The organism is Vibrio sp. SCP2, from assembly GCF_059295395.1.
The window spans coordinates 1-20,512 of the sequence record NZ_JCAFVV010000010.1 but is presented as its reverse complement, the minus strand read 5'-3'; the positions used below and the strand labels follow the sequence as shown (position 1 = coordinate 20,512).

General features: G+C 44.1%; 13 protein-coding genes. 10 read left to right on the top strand and 3 right to left on the bottom strand.

The genetic code is table 11. From position 1 onward, the window contains the following. Positions 1–236: 236 nt before the first annotated feature. Both AC5O63_RS19370 and AC5O63_RS19365 read left to right on the top strand, forming a co-directional pair. Complete coding sequence (locus AC5O63_RS19370; RefSeq protein ID WP_494505968.1) at positions 237–1,289, top strand: 3-deoxy-7-phosphoheptulonate synthase; 1,053 nt, start codon at positions 237–239, stop codon at positions 1,287–1,289. Positions 1,290–1,304: 15 nt separating this feature from the next. After that, positions 1,305–1,790 carry a YajQ family cyclic di-GMP-binding protein gene (locus tag AC5O63_RS19365; RefSeq protein WP_004744051.1) on the top strand — a complete coding sequence of 162 codons (486 nt, stop codon included), beginning with the start codon at positions 1,305–1,307 and terminating at the stop codon, positions 1,788–1,790. A gap of 51 nt (positions 1,791–1,841) precedes the next feature. Here the strand turns inward: AC5O63_RS19365 and AC5O63_RS19360 are convergent, their stop codons facing one another. Continuing rightward, positions 1,842–2,780: a precorrin-2 dehydrogenase/sirohydrochlorin ferrochelatase family protein gene (locus AC5O63_RS19360; RefSeq protein WP_494505967.1), complete on the bottom strand. Its 939-nt coding sequence runs from the start codon at positions 2,778–2,780 to the stop codon at positions 1,842–1,844. A gap of 461 nt (positions 2,781–3,241) precedes the next feature. On the opposite strand from AC5O63_RS19360, the gene AC5O63_RS19355 reads away from it, so the two are divergent. The 6 genes from AC5O63_RS19355 (at position 3,242) to AC5O63_RS19330 (ending at position 8,740) form a co-directional block, all read left to right on the top strand. Next, positions 3,242–4,270: an amino acid ABC transporter substrate-binding protein gene (locus tag AC5O63_RS19355; RefSeq protein WP_239856151.1), complete on the top strand. Its 1,029-nt coding sequence runs from the start codon at positions 3,242–3,244 to the stop codon at positions 4,268–4,270. Positions 4,271–4,355: 85 nt separating this feature from the next. After that, positions 4,356–5,558 carry an amino acid ABC transporter permease gene (locus tag AC5O63_RS19350; protein WP_494505966.1) on the top strand — a complete coding sequence of 401 codons (1,203 nt, stop codon included), beginning with the start codon at positions 4,356–4,358 and terminating at the stop codon, positions 5,556–5,558. A 1-nt stretch (position 5,559) separates the two neighbouring features. Beyond that, positions 5,560–6,657, top strand: a complete 1,098-nt coding sequence (locus tag AC5O63_RS19345) for an amino acid ABC transporter permease (protein WP_494505965.1) — start codon at positions 5,560–5,562, stop codon at positions 6,655–6,657. 22 nt (positions 6,658–6,679) lie between these two features. Next, a complete protein-coding gene (locus AC5O63_RS19340; RefSeq protein ID WP_004749473.1) occupies positions 6,680–7,429 on the top strand; it encodes an amino acid ABC transporter ATP-binding protein in 750 nt (249 codons plus the stop codon). 191 nt (positions 7,430–7,620) lie between these two features. Next, positions 7,621–8,283 carry a Bax inhibitor-1/YccA family protein gene (locus AC5O63_RS19335; protein WP_494505964.1) on the top strand — a complete coding sequence of 221 codons (663 nt, stop codon included), beginning with the start codon at positions 7,621–7,623 and terminating at the stop codon, positions 8,281–8,283. A gap of 127 nt (positions 8,284–8,410) precedes the next feature. After that, positions 8,411–8,740, top strand: a complete 330-nt coding sequence (locus AC5O63_RS19330; protein ID WP_494505963.1) for a TusE/DsrC/DsvC family sulfur relay protein — start codon at positions 8,411–8,413, stop codon at positions 8,738–8,740. A gap of 23 nt (positions 8,741–8,763) precedes the next feature. Here AC5O63_RS19330 and yccX read toward each other — a convergent pair whose 3' ends face one another. Further along, positions 8,764–9,036: an acylphosphatase gene (gene yccX / locus AC5O63_RS19325; protein WP_494505962.1), complete on the bottom strand. Its 273-nt coding sequence runs from the start codon at positions 9,034–9,036 to the stop codon at positions 8,764–8,766. Positions 9,037–9,131: 95 nt separating this feature from the next. On the opposite strand from yccX, the gene AC5O63_RS19320 reads away from it, so the two are divergent. Both AC5O63_RS19320 and AC5O63_RS19315 read left to right on the top strand, forming a co-directional pair. Next, entirely contained in the window at positions 9,132–10,535 is a 1,404-nt protein-coding gene (locus tag AC5O63_RS19320; protein WP_494505961.1) for a methyl-accepting chemotaxis protein, read from the top strand. A 92-nt stretch (positions 10,536–10,627) separates the two neighbouring features. Then, positions 10,628–11,821 carry a class I SAM-dependent methyltransferase gene (locus tag AC5O63_RS19315; protein ID WP_494505960.1) on the top strand — a complete coding sequence of 398 codons (1,194 nt, stop codon included), beginning with the start codon at positions 10,628–10,630 and terminating at the stop codon, positions 11,819–11,821. Positions 11,822–11,922: 101 nt separating this feature from the next. Here the strand turns inward: AC5O63_RS19315 and AC5O63_RS19310 are convergent, their stop codons facing one another. Then, on the bottom strand, positions 11,923–20,451 hold the full coding sequence (locus AC5O63_RS19310; protein WP_494505959.1) for a cadherin-like domain-containing protein: 8,529 nt from the start codon (positions 20,449–20,451) through the stop codon (positions 11,923–11,925). Between the last annotated feature and the right edge of the window lie 61 nt (positions 20,452–20,512).

The window sequence follows — 20,512 nt, the reverse complement described above, 5'->3', positions numbered from 1 at the left end:
AGTTGTTTAATAACCCAACACCAACCTGCTAGTCCAAATGATTTAACAGCTTACTCACGGTCGCTAAGCAACAGTTGAGCGTAATAGCCAGCGCTTTCAGAGCAACAAGCAACTGTTCAAACGGTCGATTTTTCAGTTTTACAGCCTCGTATAAAGAAGAATCTCGATAAGTAGTTTATTCCTAGGTGTGTTTCCGTTATCTTTACCGCTTCGCAATAAAAAGAACAGGCTGTGGTATGCCATTAAAAACCGATGAATTAAGAACCCAACCTTTGGGTCCAATGCCGACACCGGCAGAGTTAGGAAGCGCCCATCCCATTACGGACGAAGTAGCCCAGCGTATTGCACAGTCACGTCGTCAAATAGAAAACATTCTTACAGGGGAAGACCAACGCCTTTTGGTGATCGTAGGCCCTTGTTCAGTACATGATACTGAAGCTGCAATTGACTACGCAGAGCGTCTTGCAGCAATTCAAGACCAATACAAAGATGAGCTTTTCATTGTAATGCGTACGTATTTCGAAAAGCCTCGTACTGTCGTCGGTTGGAAGGGATTGATCACAGACCCTAACCTAGATGGTTCTTACGCACTAGAAGCGGGCCTAAACAAGGCGCGTAAGCTTTTGCTAGACATCAACAAACTTGGTCTTGCGACAGCAACTGAGTTTCTCGATATGATCACAGGTCAATACATCGCCGACCTTATCACTTGGGGTGCGATTGGCGCACGTACAACCGAATCTCAAATTCACCGTGAAATGGCTTCTGCACTTTCTTGCCCTGTGGGTTTTAAAAACGGCACTAACGGCAACATCAAGATTGCAATTGACGCTATCCGTGCTTCACAAGCATCTCACTACTTCTACTCGCCAGATAAAAATGGCCGTATGACCGTCTACCGCACTAGCGGTAACCCTTATGGTCATGTGATCCTGCGTGGTGGTGATAAAGGCCCTAACTTTGATGCTGAGTCAGTAGAGGCAGCATGTAAGCAATTGGAAGAGTTTGGCTTGCCGCAACGCCTTGTGGTCGACTTTAGCCACGCTAACTGCCAAAAGCAGCACCGCAAACAATTGGAAGTTGCTAAAGATATCTGCGAACAGATTAAGTCTGGTAAGAACCAAGTGGCGGGTATCATGGCTGAAAGCTTCATTCTTGAAGGCAACCAGTCAATGGCTGACATCAACAACCTCACCTATGGTCAATCCATCACTGACCCTTGTTTAGGTTGGGAAGATACTGCAACCATGCTTGATATGCTGGCAACAGCTGTTAAAGAACGCTCATAATAGAAGGAAACCAACATGCCATCATTTGATATTGTTTCTGAAGTCGACACTGTAGAACTGCGTAACGCGGTAGACAACGCAACACGCGAACTTGCTACTCGTTTCGATTTTCGTGGTGTAGAAGCATCTTTTGAAATGCAAAAAGATGAATCAGTACGATTGAACGCTGAAGGTGACTTCCAACTGAAGCAAATGCGCGACATTCTACGTGGCCACTTAGCTAAGCGCGGTGTCGATGCGAACTCTATGGAAGCAAAAGGCGAAGAAGCCTCTGGTAAGAACTGGCACCAGATTGTCATCTTCAAGCAAGGTATTGAAACACCTGTTGCTAAAAAGATCGTCAAACTTATCAAAGATAAGAAGATGAAGGTACAAGCTTCTATTCAGGGTGAAAAAGTACGTGTAACTGGCAAGAAGCGCGACGATCTGCAAGCTGTCATCGCTCTAATGCGTGAAGCAGAGCTAGGTCAGCCATTCCAGTACGAAAACTTCCGTGACTAAGATGAAGTGCTAACCGATAAAAGCCGATACACAGTATCGGCTTTTTTGTTTCTATTTCCCAGACCCTAATCTCAGCAACAAGTCTTCACCTTGTAGGAAAGTCACCCCGCTCGATTTAAGTGGGATAAAAACTGCCACACGAAGGTCGTCAGCTCTTGCCTTGTTTAACATCTCGGCGAGCTCGGCATCATTGTGATATTCCACTCGCTCGGCATCTCGACGCACCAAATCGATAAAACTAAATGGACATTTTCCATCAAAAAGCACCAACTCTGCTTGCTGCATCAGCCTTAGGGCTTTCAAAGTGAGAAGTTCAACATCATCGCCATGTTCAATCCAAGTAATCGAACCTTTTTGATCAAAACCTTCACTCAACAATGCTTGATACGCACGCTCTAGACCTAAGTTAGCCGTTGCCTTATCCACATCAGCGCGAGCAAAGAAAGCCTCCCAAAACTTACGACGCTTATCTACAGTTGGCAGCTTTTCCTTTATATCCGCACGCTTAGAGGCGGCAAACTCCGCTTGAAGTGATAAGTTTTGCGGTAGAACGGCTTCTAATTTCTCGCGTACATTACGAATGAGAACAGGAGCCGCTCCACCACTGGATATCGCTAGCTGTATGCGACCACGGTTGATAATAGACGGCGTGATAAAATCGCAATATGGTTGATCGTCTACAACATTGACCAAAATGCCTTGCCGTTTAGCATCATGATGCACCTGATGATTCAAACTTGGGTTATCAGTCGTCGCCCATACTTGCACAAATTTCTTTTCGAGCAGTTCTTCCGAATAAAATCCCTGGACCCAACGACACTCTTCTTTCGCAACGAGATTAGCAAGATAATCTTCAACTTGAGGAGAAACGATCGTCACATCCGCCCCCGCTCTGATCAGGCTATCAACCTTTCTACTCGCGACTTCCCCGCCCCCAACAACCAAGACAGGTTTATGGTTTAAATCTATAAATAGAGGAAAATACTGCATTTCATTCCTTGAATAACTGAAAACGTCTTTACCCTCGATACTAACAAAATTGGGGCATTAGATTCATGTGATTTCGATCAAGTCCATAATTTATGACCAAATTTTATACTTTCTTTGGTTTTATCAACCACACTGAGACATTCATTCAAACTTCAAATCTAATTGTATTGATAAATTTATTACACCATCCTGTCGCACCAGTTTTGTGACCTGTTGCACTATTTACATTTTAGCAACATATTGCCATTCTAATGTCTGTCAGGGTTTGTGAGTTCAATCAAAAATCTTTTTAAATTATACATTTGAGAAATCACAGATCTTTTCCTACGCTTATAACTGGTTGATTTAACTACGACTCGAAGACGAGCGATAGCAACCTAATAATTAATGAAACACAACATTATTTAATCGTTTAATCAGGATGAGCCTGAACAAACATGGATCATACAGGAAGGATACAAATGGCACATAAACTAACACTTCTTGCTTCAGTTGTAGCTGCATCTACTGCACTGATGTCTACAAGCGCTTCTGCGGCAGATAGCACGCTGGATAAAGTAACTAAACAAGGTTTCCTAACTTGTGGTGTAAGTACTGGCTTGCCAGGTTTCTCTAACCCGAACTCGAAAGGTGAATGGGAAGGTATCGACGTAGAATACTGTCAAGGTCTTGCAGCTGCAGTATTAGGCGATAAAACAAAAGTAAAATACGTTCCTCTAACAGCGAAAGAGCGTTTCACTGCACTACAATCTGGTGAAATCGATGTTCTTTCTCGTAACACAACTTGGACTCTGCACCGCGATACGGCCCTTGGTCTAAACTTCGTCGGTGTAAACTACTACGATGGTCAAGGCTTTATGGTTAAGAAAGATCTTGGCCTTACAAGTGCTAAAGAGCTAGACGGCGCTTCAGTATGTGTTCAGTCGGGTACTACAACAGAGCTTAACCTAGCTGACTACTTCCGTAACAACGGTATGTCGTACAAACCAGTTGTATTCGATACAGCAGCTCAAACATCTAAAGGTTTCGATGCAGGCCGCTGTGACGTACTTACAACTGACCAATCTGGTCTATATGCACTTCGCTTGAATCTACAAGATCCATCTTCAGCTCAAGTACTTCCAGAGATCATCTCTAAAGAGCCTCTTGGCCCAGTTGTTCGTCAAGGTGATGACCAATGGTTCAACATCGCTAAATGGACACTAGCTGCGATGGTTAACGCAGAAGAATACGGCATCACATCTAAAAATGCGGATGAAATGCTGAAGTCAAAAGATCCAAACATCAAGCGTATCCTAGGTGTTGATGGCCCTAAAGGTAAAGGTTTAGGTATCCGTGACGACTGGGGTTACCAAGTTATCAAACAAGTGGGTAACTACGGTGAAAGCTTCGAGCGTACTGTTGGTGAAGGTTCTCCACTGAAAATTTCACGTGGTGTGAACGCTCTATGGAACGCTGGCGGCTTCATGTACGCTCCACCAATCCGTTAATAACTATTATTAGCTAGTTACTAAACAAAAAATTGGGCGGTTTTGGCCGCCCTTTTTATAAAAATGGATTTGAGGTTATAGCTGTATGAAACCTACTAATGTTGCGGCGAATTCGGATAACGGACCGAATTCAAACGCTAGCCTTATTTACAATCCCACCTTTCGAGCAGTTGTTTTCCAGATTATTGCGATAGCAGCGCTTGTCTTTTTCTTTTACACAATTGTCAATAATGCACTTACCAACTTAGAAGCTCGCGGTATCGCCACGGGTTTTGACTTCCTCGATCAAGAAGCTGGCTTTGGGATTGGCCTGACGCTGATTGAATACGATGAAACCCATTCTTACGGTCGAACGTTCGTTATCGGCCTACTTAACACCGCCTTAGTATCGTTTTTCGGTATCATCTTGGCGACTATCATCGGTTTTATTATGGGTGTTGCGCGCCTATCATCTAACTGGTTGGTTAGCCGATTTGCAGCGGTTTACATTGAGATATTCCGAAACGTTCCTCTGTTACTGCAAATATTCTTTTGGTACTTTGCCGTACTTCAAGCCCTACCTTCTGCAAGACAAAGTTTGAGCCTAGGTGAAGCGATATTCCTCAACGTACGAGGTCTGTACTTCCCTGCTCCAGTCTTCGAAGCAGGATCATCAGTTGTAATTGGTACGCTGATTCTCGGTGTTATTGCAACGGTATTTATCAATATATGGGCGAACAATAAGCAACGCCTAACAGGTCAGCAAACGCCAATGGGTAGAATCGCCCTAGGGTTATGTGTTGGTTTGCCTGTTGTGGTTTACTTCTTAATGGGCTCACCAATTACGGCGGAATATCCAGAGCTAAAAGGCTTTAACTTCCGTGGTGGTGTGAGCATTATTCCAGAGCTTGCAGCACTTTTACTGGCTTTAAGTATCTATACAGCGTCGTTTATCGCTGAGATCGTGCGTTCAGGTATCAACGCAGTAAGCCATGGCCAGACGGAAGCTGCGATGTCGCTTGGTCTACCTCGCTCTCGCACTTTAAAGCTTGTCGTTATTCCTCAAGCGCTAAGAATCATCATTCCTCCACTGACTAGCCAATATCTGAACTTAACCAAGAACTCATCTCTTGCGATGGCGATTGGTTACCCAGACTTAGTATCCGTGTTTGCAGGTACAACACTCAACCAGACCGGTCAAGCAATCGAGATTATTGCCATGACAATGGGCGTCTACCTCACGTTGAGTTTGTTAACCTCAGCATTGATGAACATATACAACCGTAAAGTTGCTTTGGTGGAGAGATAGCATGAAAGTACATCAATTTCAGCCTGACCTGCCACCTCCAGCAAATACAGTTGGTGCTGTCGGGTGGCTTAGAAAAAACCTGTTTAATGGTCCGGTAAATTCAATTGTTACCATTGTTCTTGCCTACTTATCGTTCATGCTGCTTTGGAACATTGTCGATTGGGCATTTCTGAAAGCTGACTGGGTAGGCACAACGCGTGATGCTTGTAGCCGTGATGGTGCCTGTTGGGTGTTTATCAGCGTACGCTGGGAACAGTTCATGTACGGTTTCTATCCTCAGGAAGAGCTATGGCGTCCGCGTCTGTTTTACATTACTCTGGCGATCTTTACGGTACTGCTAGCGTACGAGAAAACACCAAAACGTCTATGGATTTGGCTGTTCTTCGTTAACGTTTATCCGTTCATCATTGCAGCATTACTGTATGGTGGTGTATTTGGGTTAGAAGTAGTAGAAACCCACAAATGGGGTGGCTTGCTTGTCACGCTTATCATCGCTCTAGTGGGTATTGTTGTGTCGCTGCCTATCGGTGTCGCTCTCGCGTTGGGTCGTCGCTCAGATATGCCAATCATCCGCAGTATCTGTACCGTCTACATTGAAGTATGGCGCGGTGTACCTCTGATCACTGTACTCTTCATGGCGTCAGTCATGTTGCCACTGTTCCTTGCTGAAGGTTCGGAGACTGATAAACTGATCCGCGCTCTTATTGGTGTGGTTATGTTCAGTGCGGCCTACATGGCAGAGGTGGTTCGTGGTGGCTTGCAAGCCATTCCTAAGGGGCAATATGAAGCGGCAGACGCTCTTGGACTCACCTATTGGAAGAAGATGGGATTAATCATTTTGCCTCAGGCGCTTAAGATTACCATCCCTTCAATCGTAAACACATTCATTGGCCTATTTAAAGATACCAGTCTGGTACTTATTATTGGTATGTTTGACGTACTCGGTATCGGCCAAGCAGCAAACACTGACCCTGAATGGTTAGGATTTGCTACCGAAAGTTATGTATTTGTCGCGTTAGTGTTCTGGGTATTTTGTTTTGGCATGTCGAGATATTCGATCTGGCTAGAGAACAAACTTCATACCGGTCACAAACGATAATCAGAAAGCTCAAGGACGTATTATGACGCAACAACAAGATTACATGATCCAACTAAAGGATATGAATAAGTGGTACGGCGAGTTTCACGTACTCAAGAACATCAACCTGGACGTGAAAAAAGGCGAGAAAATCGTTATCTGTGGCCCTTCAGGCTCAGGTAAATCGACCATGATTCGCTGCATTAACCGCTTGGAAGAGCACCAGAAAGGTCAGATCATCGTTTCTGGTAATGAATTAACCGACGACCTTAAAAATATTGAAGCGGTTCGCCGTGAAGTCGGCATGTGTTTCCAGCACTTTAACCTCTTCCCTCACCTGACCGTGTTAGAGAACTGTACTCTGGCACCAATCTGGGTGAAGAAGATGCCAAAAGATGAAGCAGAAGCGATTGCGATGAAATATTTGGAGCGTGTTAAGATTCCTGAGCAGGCAGACAAATATCCTGGTCAGCTTTCTGGTGGTCAACAACAACGTGTGGCGATTGCCCGCTCACTATGTATGAATCCACAAGTGATGCTGTTTGACGAACCTACTTCTGCACTCGATCCTGAAATGGTACGCGAAGTACTGGATGTAATGGTAGAACTAGCAGAAGAAGGGATGACCATGTTGTGTGTAACACACGAAATGGGCTTTGCCAAAGAAGTCGCCGATCGCGTTATCTTTATGGATGCGGGAGAGATTATTGAAGAAAACAACCCAGTCGATTTCTTCGAGAACCCTCAATCAGATCGTACGCAAAACTTCTTAGCGCAAATTCTGCACCACTAATCCGTGATCTACGTAAAAGGGGTGACTTAGGTCGCCCCTTTTTAGTTGTTATATTGTGTTACATCTTTCAAAATACATAAGTTTTTATTTCTATTATTATTTTATCTACTACTACACCAATTGGGGCTTGATCTTTTGCTCATTCAACCTCATAAATGTAGATATAAACATAAAACCTCACGAGGAAGATTATGAACAGTCCTATGTTTACACGCACTTCAAGCCAAGAAAGTGCTCTACAAACCAACAAGGTATTGCGTAACACTTATGCACTACTTTCAATGACGCTGCTTTGGTCTGCAGTCGTTGCTGGTGTTGCTATGGTGATGAACCTTCCTCACCCTGGCCTAATTATCACTCTAGTAGGTTTTTACGGCTTACTATTCTTAACTGAAAAGAACCGTGACAATGGAATGGGCCTTGTATTCACATTCCTATTAACTGGCTTCATGGGTTACACGTTAGGTCCAATCCTTAACGCCTACGTTGGCGCTGGTATGGGCGATCTTATCGTCACTGCATTAGGTGGTACTGCGCTTTCATTCTTAGCAGCTTCTGCTTACGCACTGACAACTAAACGTGACCTATCTATGATGGGTGGCCTGATGTTGTCTCTGTTCGTTGTTCTGATTGTTGGTATGATTGCAAGTATCTTCATCCAATCAACAGTTCTTCACTTAGCACTAAGCAGCTTGTTCATTGTATTCTCTACAATGGCGATTCTGATGACGACTCAAAGCATTGTTCGTGGCGGTGAAACTAACTACATTTCTGCGACAGTGACTCTATACGTATCTATCTACAACATCTTCATTAGCCTACTTCAAATCTTAGGCATTATGAACAACGACTAATTCGTTATTGTTGTATAGATATGATAAAGCCCGAAAGGTTTCCCTTTCGGGCTTTTTACTTGATATCTTGCCCAGTCAAGGTATGCTGCGCTACCCTATTGAATATCATAAAAATTAGGATCGTAAGATGTTTGAGTACAACGGCAAACAAATCGAAACTGACGCACAAGGCTACTTATTAGATCATACTGATTGGGAAGAAGGTATGATTTCAATACTGGCAGAACAAGAAGGTATCGAGTTGACCGAAGCACACTTAGAAGTGGTTCATTTTGTTCGCGATTTTTACGTAGAGTTCAATACTTCTCCTGCGGTTCGCATGCTCGTTAAAGCGATGGAAAAAGCCCACGGACCAGAAAAAGGTAACAGCAAGTACCTGTTTAAGCTCTTCAAGCAAGGGCCAGCAAAGCAAGCGACAAAACTCGCAGGATTGCCTAAACCTGCTAAATGTTTATAGCGATAAATGTCCTGTAGTCCCCACTACAGGATCTTAAACCCTTTATACGGTTTATAAACGATAGATTCTCGAACCAAGCTATCAACTCTCGCACTTCTAGGCCCGTGTTCTAACCATTTTGCCATTGCTTCTATTTGCGAATCGCTGCCGCAGACCACCACTTCAACATCCCCATTGTCCAGATTTTTAGCATAGCCTGTCGCTTCAAGCTTAAGACCTTGATATGACGTATGGTAGCGGAATCCCACTCCTTGAACTAATCCCGATACTGTGAACCTCTCACAACTTTGCTCCATTCCGTATACCTCTACTATTGAGTCAATGATATATTAAGCACGTACTATTCTTACCCATAATGGATATATGGGTCTCTTCATTGGACATAATAATTATGAAAGAAATACCATTTCGTTGGATTGATAAATATCTCATTCATTTAAAAATTCAGGAGAAGTTCTACTTACTTTTCTTGCTTCCGGTTATCGCACTAATCATTTTAACTTTGGTTCTTGATAACAGCGCCGATCAAATGCTTAACCATCTTTACCAAGATGAGTTGGTTCTAATGCGTAACCTGATTGAAGCCGGGGACCTTTCCCAAGATCAGGTCGCGAGCATCATCAAGGATTCAAATACCATCCAATTTGGTAGTGGCGAAGGGGCTGTAAGCGTCAATAACGGAGCGTTTAGTCTAGCGGCCATTCACGAGCAAAACTTGTGGTCAGCAATGTCTACTACCCACATGGTTATTGTTTTGGTGACATTGTCACTTATTGCGCTAGGTGTTTACTACATCATGACCTTTATTGGCGGTGCAATGTTTACCATGAATAAAGCGCTTAACACGCTAGCCGATGGTGATCTCACCAGTAGAATGAACTTCTTTAAAGTACGCGATGAATTCAGTGAGATAGCCATCACCATAGACAAGGTTGCTGAACGAGAGCAGAACATGGTGATCTCCATTCAAGAGTCGATCGCATTAATGCAACAGATTAGCTCCGACTTGAACCAATCGAATCAGCAGAGTGCAGAGGTTTCTAGCAGCCAGCAAGAGCACCTAAACTCTCTAGCCAGCGCGACAGAACAAATGGCTTCTACAATTAGAGAAGTCGCTAACCTCGCTCATGAATCAAGTACCCAAACTGAAGATGCCCGCAGCGTAGCAACACAAGGGCAATCTAAAGTCGGACATACACTCAGCTCAATCTCTAAGCTTTCTCAAGAAGTCCAATCAGCCTCTGAAGCAGTGGCCGAACTTGATGCAAACGCCGCACAAATTGATGAAGTGGTTACGACGATCAACGGTATCTCAGAACAAACCAACCTACTCGCACTTAACGCCGCTATCGAGGCTGCGCGTGCTGGTGAACAAGGCCGCGGTTTTGCGGTGGTTGCCGATGAAGTTCGAGCCTTAGCGGGTCGCACTCAGCAAGCAACAGTAGAGATTCAAACTATGATTGAAGCACTACAACGCAATAGCCAGTCTTTGACTCAGTTGATGGAAACAACGGTTGTTAACGCCTCTGAAGGCCAGCAACGTATGTCAGAGGTTGACGTTGAAATTGGTGCGCTTGCTGAGAAAAACCAATCAATCTCAGACAGCAGTATTCAGATTGCAACTGCGGCCGAGGAGCAAGGTGTCGTGGCTGACAATATCGCGGCAAGTGTTGAAGAGATACGCGTCCAATCTGACAACGTATGCAGCATGATAAATGCAACCAACTCCAATATCGCTCAACTGCGAAATCAAAGCGATCAAATGGAAGCCTTACTTACGGGCCTAAAAGCATAAACCAGAGCCGCCTGAGCGGCTCTTTTATTTGCAATCCCCATACACATCCTAGAAAATACCCCACCTTTCCAAATAAACAATTGAGTAAACCAATGACTCCAGCTATTTATCTAGTCAAAGGACGAGACAAATCCCTTCGCCGCAAGCACCCTTGGGTGTTCTCTCGTGGAATACACAAAGTCGAAGGTGAGCCGAAATTAGGGGAAACTGTCGACGTTTTCGCTCACGATGGTAAATGGCTAGCAAAGGCAGCTTACTCGCCAAACTCTCAAATCCGAGCACGCGTTTGGAGCTTCGAAAAAGAATCCATCGACAAGGGCTTTTTTGTTAAGCGTATTCAAGACGCTCAATTGTTACGTGAAGATATCATCGAGCGTGATGGACTCACTGGCTACCGCTTGATTGCTGCAGAGTCAGATGGCCTTCCTGGTATCACGATTGATAAGTACCAAGACTACTTAGTCTGTCAGTTGCTCAGTGCAGGCGCTGAGTTCCACAAACAAGCGCTCGTGGATGCATTAGTCGAATGTTTCCCCGAGTGTAACATTTACGAACGTTCTGACGTTGCCGTTCGTAAAAAAGAGGGCCTTGAAGAAACTGTGGGCGTCCTTCACGGACAAGAGCCACCTAAATCAGTAGTTATCGAGGAAAACGGCGTAAAAATCAGTGTCGATATCGTTGGTGGACACAAAACAGGCTTCTACCTTGACCAAAGAGATAGCCGCCAGCAAGCAATGAAGTATGTAAAAGATAAAGAAGTACTGAACTGCTTCTCCTACACTGGTGGCTTTGGTCTTTACTCTTTGAAAGGTGGCGCTAAGCGCGTTATCAATGCTGACGTCTCTCAGCCTGCGCTTGATACAGCGAAACACAATGCTGAGCTAAATGAGTTCGATATTTCGAAAAAGCGTGCTGTCTTCCTAAATGCTGATGTGTTCAAGTTACTGCGTGAGTATCGCGATCAGGGCACTAAGTTTGACGTGGTTATCATGGACCCACCTAAGTTTGTTTCAAGCAAAAACAACTTAACGTCAGGTGCTAACGGATACAAAGACATCAACATGTTAGCCATGCAAATCCTAAAACCAGGTGGAACTCTACTCACTTACTCTTGCTCAGGATTAATGAGCGGTGAGTTGTTCCAGAAAGTGATTGCAGACGCTGCGGTTGACTCTGGCCGTCAGGTGAAGTTTGTAGAACGCTTTGAACAAGCAGCAGACCACCCTACTGACAGCGCTTACCCAGAAGGTTTCTACCTGAAAGGTTTCGCTTGTAAGGTGTTGTAGAGAAGCAAGCTCACCAAACAGCAAAGCCACCTGTGTAAGGTGGCTTTTCTACAGGCGTGAAAAAACAGCCGGAGTCATTTCTAACTCCGGCTGTTTTTATTTTAGTGCTTTAAATGTTCTAAGCTATCGACCAGACTATTCGTGATATCAGTCGCGGACGCCCCATCAAAATCAATAGTTAACGTATTGCTACCCTTCTCTATTGTCATCGTTGATGAGCCGCTATCTTCAGTCACTGAGACTTTAACGGAAGAAGTCTCCCCTTCTTTAGTGGCTTGAAGCTCTGTCAAGAGTTCTGATATGTCTTCTTTAGATACATCTTCAAACAAGTCAGCTAAATCAAGCTTATCGTTCTCAGAGACATTAAAATCTGTCACACGATCGCGCTCAGTTGCCATATCGACCCATTTGAAGATATCAGCGCCATCATCACCAACTAAAATATCATCACCAAGGCCACCTATAAGTGTGTCATTACCAGACCCACCTCTGACAGCGTCATTACCTTCACCACCATCTAGGACATCATGACCAGTACCACCGAAAATCAAATCGGTTCCGCCTTGCCCATAGATTGTATCGTTACCACCACCACCGTGAGCGATATCAACACCAGGTCGGCTCGCTGACACATTGTCCCCGGTTTCAACAATATTCTTCAGGGCAATAGATGAATCCTCATCAGGAGCAAAAGAATCGTTTAGATTATCGTCTACCAAATCGGCAATATCGATTTCAGCAAAATTGTTACTAATTTCGTCAATAGCTGCTTGCTTCGTTGGTGTAATATCATCTTGATTTATTGGCGAATGACTGTCACCCATGTAAATCGTGTCATTCCCATCACCTAAATGCACTAAATCGTTGCCGATACCAACATCGATAGCGAGGCCATTAGATGCATCATATTCCAACACTCCATTGTTCTCACTACCCCAAATCGTGGCCGCCGACTGAGCCCAATCAATTTTATCGCCTGCATGATTAATTGTTACCATGTCCAATTGACCTTCGCCTGCCTCGATAATAGAAGTAGCATTGACCGTCACAGTACCTTGGTTAGGGCTATCTTGATCATCAGAATCAATGGCAGTGTATTTAAACTCATCTTTTATATCCACTGGGCCACTAGGCGTAAGCTCGACGCCTGATAAGTTAAATCCTGCATCTTTGCCCGCATTGTGAGTATTCACAACAACCAGTCGAATCTCATCAAAAATGCCTTCACTTGAGTCAATTGTCGCGTAACCTGACTTCCCACCCGTAATTACTAATGGATCGACTTTAGTCACTGGTTGGCCGTCATGGAATAAGTAGGCGACTACTTTTGCATGACCGTTATTAAACTGCCCTTGCAGGCTCGCAAATGAAAGCTTAGCGGTTGAGATATCCCCTTCTGTTGATGAGATTGACATATACTCACCGATCTGAGTTTCCTTACCCGTGCCATTATCATGGCTAGTATGAACAAACACCCCAGATTGATTGTTATTGTGGTCATATTTGATCGTTGCATCAGCGTCAGCGAAGTTCAACCCATCAAACTTACCACCGGAAATAACCATTCCCTCAAGCTCTAGCTGATCAACACCCGAGTCTTTATTTTTCTCATTCAGTCCATTGTCTTGAACAAAGTCATCACCGATTAACGAACCACCATGGACTATTGACGTTACCTTATCGGCAACATAAACAATATTGGCACTATCTAATACTTCACTACCCACTTCCAGTGCGTCACCGATAATCTTGCCACTACTGTCAACTTGATAGAGTTTACCGTGCTCTGGTAACTCTTCAATTCGAACTGAGGTGTGTTTATCGGTTGAGCCATCATCTTCATTGTCTTTCGCGTGCGGAGCAAAATCAACCTGAGCAACATTGCTATCAGAAGAAATAGTAAAGTCGCTCGCCGTTGGTGGAGTATTCGTATTGTCCCCTCCTGACGCTTCTTTAACTTCAAAAGACAACACATTGCTGCTGCTATCACCATCGGTGTCAGTTAAGGTATAGCCGAATTCTAGATTCACAGCTTGGCTACTCTGAGCACCGAAGAACTCATAATCACCATCATCAAGATCAATAACCAATGAGTGCTTAGAATCAATAAATACAGTAAGGGTGTTCGTTTCTCTATCAAATAAGTGTGAAACTGATTCGTTGTTATCAGCAACAGTTAACGTCTCACCATCAAAATCGTAAGTCACACCATCGATTGTCAACTGAGAAATATCAGCACCATCGGCACCCTCTTGACCAGCCAGTAAATTGCCTTTAATCGGCTCAATAACTGATTGAAGCATAATCGGTGGTAACTGAGTTAGGTCAGCGACTACTGTAGATTTACTATCTCCTTGACCACCAATGGCAGCATCTTTTATAGAACCATCGAACGCGACTTGATCTAGATGCGCTGTAGTCACATCCTTGCCCATTCCGTACGCAATAGCGGTAATTTTATTCTCTGTTAAATGATCAACCCAAGCTGATAACTCATCCTGTTCAATGGTATTAGGATTATCTCCATCACTACTTGTTGGGTCACCATCAGACAAGAAGTAGCTAACGTTTGTCGCACCATCTAACTTCGCACCATTGTCTGACGTTGACCAAGACTTAGCCGCTTTCTCAATGGCATCGTCGTAATCCGTAGTACTACTTGCCGATAAATCATTGATTTGGGCTATCGCTTCATCAACAGTCATCCATACAGAACTAGACGCTGCATAGTTGAACAGAACGATTTGCACTTTCGTCGCACCAAGACTGTCATATTGCTTGAGCATTTCAATCGCTGCTTCTTGCATAACTTGGAGTCGAGATTCTGTAACGTTCTTATCAGAACCAGTCACAGAGTCCCATTTCATTGAACCTGAAACATCCAAAATAAGCTGAACGTTAGCCCCAACTTTAGTTTCAGCAGCAACGTCATGATGAACTCGTGACGCTTCTGGTGAGTCATCTTCAACAGATAGCGTAATCTTACCACTTGATGAAAGCCCAGATGCGTCTTTAGCGATAACAGGAAGGTCAATACTTAAGCTATCTTCACCATTAGTATCGGGGTGATCAATCTGACCAAGAAGCTTAATGTTATAAGTACCAACATTATCTAGAGAGACTTCGACAATAGGCTGCCCTGATGCAGAACCAACTAAGGTATGCCCATCGTTAGAAACAACCCAAGTTAGAGGAGTTCCGCCCGACTCGATAAAGTTTCCGCTAGTATCACGAATAGTGATTTCGCCATCGTCATTGCTAAATACCGTGTCAGCTAAATCTCCATTATCATCTCGGATAGTAAGCTTACCTGTTATCGTCGCAGAGTCTGTAGAGTCCGATGACAAACCATTATCGTCAACAATTCCACCAATAAGCCCTTCTTCTGACACCGAAACTGCAGCATTAGTTATCACTGGTGCAACTTCATTATCTAAAATAGTCCCAGCAGCAGTAACGCCATGTTGTCCATGATTGATAATTACATCTAAACTACCATCTGTAGGTGATACGAAAGGAACCTCAGAAAGTTTAATTCCAAAGGTTTCTGAATCTTCTAAGCTACTATCATCTAAAGTATCAACAAGTACTTTAAAATCAGTCACTCTTGCTGGAAGCGTAAACGTCCCATCTGTTTCATCAACCTCAATAGTCTTAAGCTGACCTTTATGTAGGTATGTTACTGTCACACCTTCATAAGGTTTTGCACTATCTAAAGCCAGATCTTCTAAGCTAGCCTTGTCGGAACCTGCAGAGAATACGAACTCAACCTTCATATCAATCGATGCTTCAGAAACCTTAGATAGGTTTGCATCAAATACTGCGCTATCACCTTCAAGAACTGCATTGGCATTGCTTAATGTCAACGTCGGATTATCAGCATTGTCGAGTTTGATTGAACCAACGCCCTCAAGATCAGAGCGAGCCTCATCGATAGAAGAGTTGCTGCCAGCTTCAGATTTGGTCGCAATAATGTGTAGACCGAACTTTTCAGTCCACTCAAACTTATCGTCTTGAACCGTTTGCACCGAAACACGTAGTTCAGTAACGCCCGCAGGGACTTCAATGTATCCATCAACTACCGTGGCAGTTTGGAAGTCTCCCCTTGTGTCTCTGTATTCATAGATTAACGAATCAACATCAATATCATCTGTTTCGCTATCGTAACCGATAGTGGTCGCTTCAAATTTTACATAATGCTTGTCCGATGACGCTTCACTTAGTTCTACCTTGAATACCGCTTGCTCTCCTTCATTAACGCGCGGTGCATCATGTACTTTTATCGTGACGTCATTATCGATGATGGCGCCTGTAGCAGTTTTACCATCAATGGTCACAGTGTAGGTTTCGTCACCTTCATGCGCACTGTCGTTAACCGTCGGAACTAAGATCGTAAAGTCTTTCACTCCCACAGGGACGATAACTTCACCTTTAGCCTCATCATAGGTCACGCCATTAGTAAACTGAACTTTGCTCAGGTCTACGTCGTCTCCATCTGCCGTATCACCTTGTGCACCAGTAAGCCTCACTTTATAGCGAGCTTCAGTTAGTGTGCTTCCATCAAGTGCAACTTTATAAGCTAGACTCTGCCCCTCATCAACCGATGAAGAGAGTAGAGAAATGCCTTCAACAGAAGCTGGGCTTGGCTCAGGGTTGACCACAACTTTAACGATCGCTTCTGCAAACCCACCGTTATCGTCTGTGATCTGATACTTAAACTCTGCCGTGCCAACAAAGTCATCATCTAGGTCAAACAGAACTTTGCCATTTTCAATTCGAGCTTCACCATGTTTATCGCCAAAGACATAGGTGATGCGTATGGCGTCGTTATCAGGATCTGAATCATTCGCTAACAGCTCTGAAACTGGAATCTCAAGTACACCACCTTGATTGACAGCGTAAGCACCAGATTCACTCGAAGCCTCAAAACCTGTTAGGAAGTAATCTGAAGAATCAGAGCCACGTGCAGGAACATCAACAAAATCTGTCGACTCAAAGACTATTGAATCAAACGCTTTACCCTTCAAGTCAACAGTATAAGACCCGTTTGAGTTGCCCTTATTTGCTACAAATGTATCACTCGCAACCACCACGCCATCTAAGTAAGCGATCCATTTACCTTGCTCGTGATTACCTGAACCACCTTCGCCTTTAAATAGATTTGAGACTTCAAAGCTAAACTGAGTCGCTGGCTTCGCTAACGTGATCTCTAATTGCTCAGAAACGCCATCTTCACGATTGAATTGGATTTGCTCCTCAATGCCGCCATTTTCATGACCACCAACACCACGCTTAATACCCACTTCGGTAATGTCTTTAGTCACGCCTTGGTAAGAGGCAGACATTGATGCATCATCACTTTGCCAAGAACCAGAGTCATTTAACGAACCAAGGCTAACACTAAAGCCTTCAGGGTCATTGACTGCAACAGGGGCTGCATTTTGATCCGCAATAGTAACCGTTGATTCTTCACTGAAGTTACCGTCACTATCTACAGCGCGGTAATCAAATGAGTCACTCAACTCTGTTTCAAGGTAGCGTAGTTCCCAGTTGCCCGGCCCGTCAGTAGTAAGCTCGACACGAGTGATTTCAGTACCATCAGGCAGTTCAAAGCCCGCAGATGGAATCGTCAGCTCATGGAACAGGTCGCCATTGCCTGAAGACTCTTTTTGATAGGTAAAGGTTTTGCTACCACCTTCAAAGTAAACGGTAATTTCAACGCTAGACTCATTCGAATTACCAAGACCTTTCTCAAAGTAACCACCAAGACCATCGAGACCTAGAGTAATCGAGTCCGCTGGACGTGTTGCAAAGTCAATAGTAAGAACTTCGCCGTCATTAATGCCTTGCCCTGCACCAATACCAATGCCATGACCAACGTGGTTAGCTGTAGCATCGCCTCTGTACTGGGTTAAAGCGCCACCATTTGAACTGATAATTACTTTATCGTTGCCGCCTAAATCTAGTTCGCGAGTTGTACTATTAACTTCAGTGCCCCAGTTGTAGAAATCTTCACGGGAAGCACTTTGATCGTCCTCACCTAGAGGTTTTTCATCAGCACTACTGTGTAGACCTAATACAAAACCCTCTGAATTCGAATCCGGCTCGTATTCGATCAAGTCAGGGTCAAACTTATCGTATTGAGTATCTCCTTCACCCGTATACAACTGATCTTTGGTTATCTCAACTCCGTTGTAGTACAAGGTTCCGTGATCAGGTAACTCGGTGATAACAACATGAACATCTTTATTAGCTGCGTCATCTTCATCATCGGAAATATGGTCTTTCTCCGGATCAGTATGGTCGAACACGATTTGTGTTTTACCAGTACTTGCTACCGAAGCGGTAAAGTCTTCTGATTCTGGTGGGTTGTCGTGACTATCATCAATTGAGACGTCTTTATTCGCAGAAGAAGTGTCTAGCTGTTCAAAAACATCTTTATCATCATGTTTTACCGATACAACGCTAACATTGAACTGTTGACCTTGTTCGTACTCGCTATCTTGTACCGTTGTAATAGAGAAGTTGGCAGTTTTTGAGCCTGCGTCAATTTCAACTTCAAGCACTTCAACAATATCTTGGTTATCGGCATTGGTGTAAGTGTATTTAAGAGTAATAATACTTTTCTCAGGTACAGCTTCACTTAGAGTGATGGTAAATGGTGTTGTAGTATCACCTTCAACTACCGTACTCGGCCCTGCCAATGTTACGGTAACTGTCTCTTTATCTGAGGTATTCGTCTCATCGACTATTTTACCCTGCGCGGTGTCTTGACCTGGAACTTCAACGTATTGACTGTCAGAAGATACTTTTAGGGTAACTGTTTCTTCACCCTCAAGTAGGCTATCGTCAGTTACCTTAACGAATACTTCGAAGCTATCTTCACCCTTGTCAATAATTAAGTTAGCAAGTTCAGTCGGTGTAAGCGCTTTGTAGCCTTGACCATCTTTAACATAGATCTTGTCTTCGTAATCAATACCTTTGGTTGCAGTATCCCCTGCTGCACCAAGAGTAAGATCAAGACCCACATTCTCAGAAACAAGCTCATCGAGATTGATTTCAAATGATAGGTAAGCCTCGTCGCCTTCGGTTACTGGCTGACCTGATGTCACTGTAAGTTCAGCAACAGGTAAAACATCAACATTAACCGTAATCGTATCGGTGCCACCATTACCATCAGAGACAGTAATAACGAATGAATCAGGGCCGTCATACTCTGGCTTTGGTGTATAAGTCCATGAACCATCTGGTTTAACTGTGACACTACCATTTTGTGGGTTGCTTGCAGTATAGGTGAGCGAATCACCATCAACGTCTGTTGCTTTAACCTTGCCAGAGACAGAAGCATCTTCTTTGGTTGAGGTACTAATTGTTACATCATCACCAAGTGGTTTATCTTTATCATCGACAAACACAGGATTATCATTCACAGCAGTAACATTGAGCGTTACGGTTGCATCATCTTCGCCACCGTTACCATCGGTCACTTTGTATTTGAATGTAGCTTCACCGTTGTAGTTTTCGTCCGGCTTGAAGGTAATTGTTTTAGCAACATAATCTACCGTCAGTATGCCATTGGTTGCTGATGTAATTGAACCTTCAATGATTGATAAGTCATCGCCATCAATATCAGTGTCATTTGCGAGTAATTCATCAAACGAGATAGTGATTGATTTGTCTTCTTCTGTAACAAGGTTAGGTTGGTTAATACCCGTCACTTTAATGTTATCTAGAAGCGCGCCATAGCTGTCTGAGGCTCCTGCGCCGGCAAAAGTTAGCTCTGTAGCGTCTCCTTTGACGTCTAACTCTGCAGTAATTCGATACCAACCATTAGCATCAGGCTGACCAATTTGAATATTCAGCCCTTCCGCACCTGACAATGTTCCATCCGCGTGAACAGTGACTAGCACATCACCTACCTTGAAAGTCATATCTGAAGATGATTGACCGTCTCGGCGAGGGTTGTAGTCAAATTCGACTCGAATACTATCTTGAGCAGTTGTATCTAGGGTGGTGGTAATAGCAGTGTTTTGATGCGCGTCTAACTCAGCGATGTATTCGCCATCTGACGCCTTGTTCACCACACTTTCGTGCTGAATTTCAAGTCCCTTAGTTGCGTCCCAATCTTCTAGCTGGTCGCCACTGATGACAGTCCAGCGACCAGTATTGGTCATGTGTTCAAATGACTCGGAGAACAACAATGTTTCGCTTGTTTGGTTGTAAGTATCGTCACGAGCAATCGGATCGTCATTAGTACCGGTAACCGTTATGGTCAGTGTACTGGTCTTAGTTACGGTTCCATCGGTCGCAGTGTAAGTAAACAGTACATTCGCAGCTTCACCGTTAGCAAGGGCCTGCGAAGCATCACCAGTAGCTTCAAAGCTGTAGCTGCCATCGGCACGGATGGTTAATGTGCCGTAATCATTGCTGATCACCGTATCACTGCCGTCCGTCACTGCCGTCGCCGTACCGGACGTGCCATTTAAGATGCCCGTGACTTTCAGGGCATCACCATCCACATCGCTGTCATTCGACAACACACCGTTGTCTTTATTCACGGTGAGTGTGGCGTCTTCTTTCACCTCACCCACATCAGCCGTTAGTTTCGGTGCATCGTTGGTGCCGGTCACCGTAATGGTTAAGGTACTGGTCTTACTCTCCGTGCCATCGGTCGCAGTATAGGTAAACACC

Bases quoted from the DNA above. Each gene is read 5' to 3' on its own strand.
- AC5O63_RS19370 (WP_494505968.1), top strand. From the start codon at position 237: ATGCCATTAAAAACCGATGAATTAAGAACCCAACCTTTGGGTCCAATG.
- AC5O63_RS19365 (WP_004744051.1), top strand. From the start codon at position 1,305: ATGCCATCATTTGATATTGTTTCTGAAGTCGACACTGTAGAACTGCGT.
- AC5O63_RS19360 (WP_494505967.1), bottom strand. From the start codon at position 2,780: ATGCAGTATTTTCCTCTATTTATAGATTTAAACCATAAACCTGTCTTG.
- AC5O63_RS19355 (WP_239856151.1), top strand. From the start codon at position 3,242: ATGGCACATAAACTAACACTTCTTGCTTCAGTTGTAGCTGCATCTACT.
- AC5O63_RS19350 (WP_494505966.1), top strand. From the start codon at position 4,356: ATGAAACCTACTAATGTTGCGGCGAATTCGGATAACGGACCGAATTCA.
- AC5O63_RS19345 (WP_494505965.1), top strand. From the start codon at position 5,560: ATGAAAGTACATCAATTTCAGCCTGACCTGCCACCTCCAGCAAATACA.
- AC5O63_RS19340 (WP_004749473.1), top strand. From the start codon at position 6,680: ATGACGCAACAACAAGATTACATGATCCAACTAAAGGATATGAATAAG.
- AC5O63_RS19335 (WP_494505964.1), top strand. From the start codon at position 7,621: ATGAACAGTCCTATGTTTACACGCACTTCAAGCCAAGAAAGTGCTCTA.
- AC5O63_RS19330 (WP_494505963.1), top strand. From the start codon at position 8,411: ATGTTTGAGTACAACGGCAAACAAATCGAAACTGACGCACAAGGCTAC.
- yccX (WP_494505962.1), bottom strand. From the start codon at position 9,036: ATGGAGCAAAGTTGTGAGAGGTTCACAGTATCGGGATTAGTTCAAGGA.
- AC5O63_RS19320 (WP_494505961.1), top strand. From the start codon at position 9,132: ATGAAAGAAATACCATTTCGTTGGATTGATAAATATCTCATTCATTTA.
- AC5O63_RS19315 (WP_494505960.1), top strand. From the start codon at position 10,628: ATGACTCCAGCTATTTATCTAGTCAAAGGACGAGACAAATCCCTTCGC.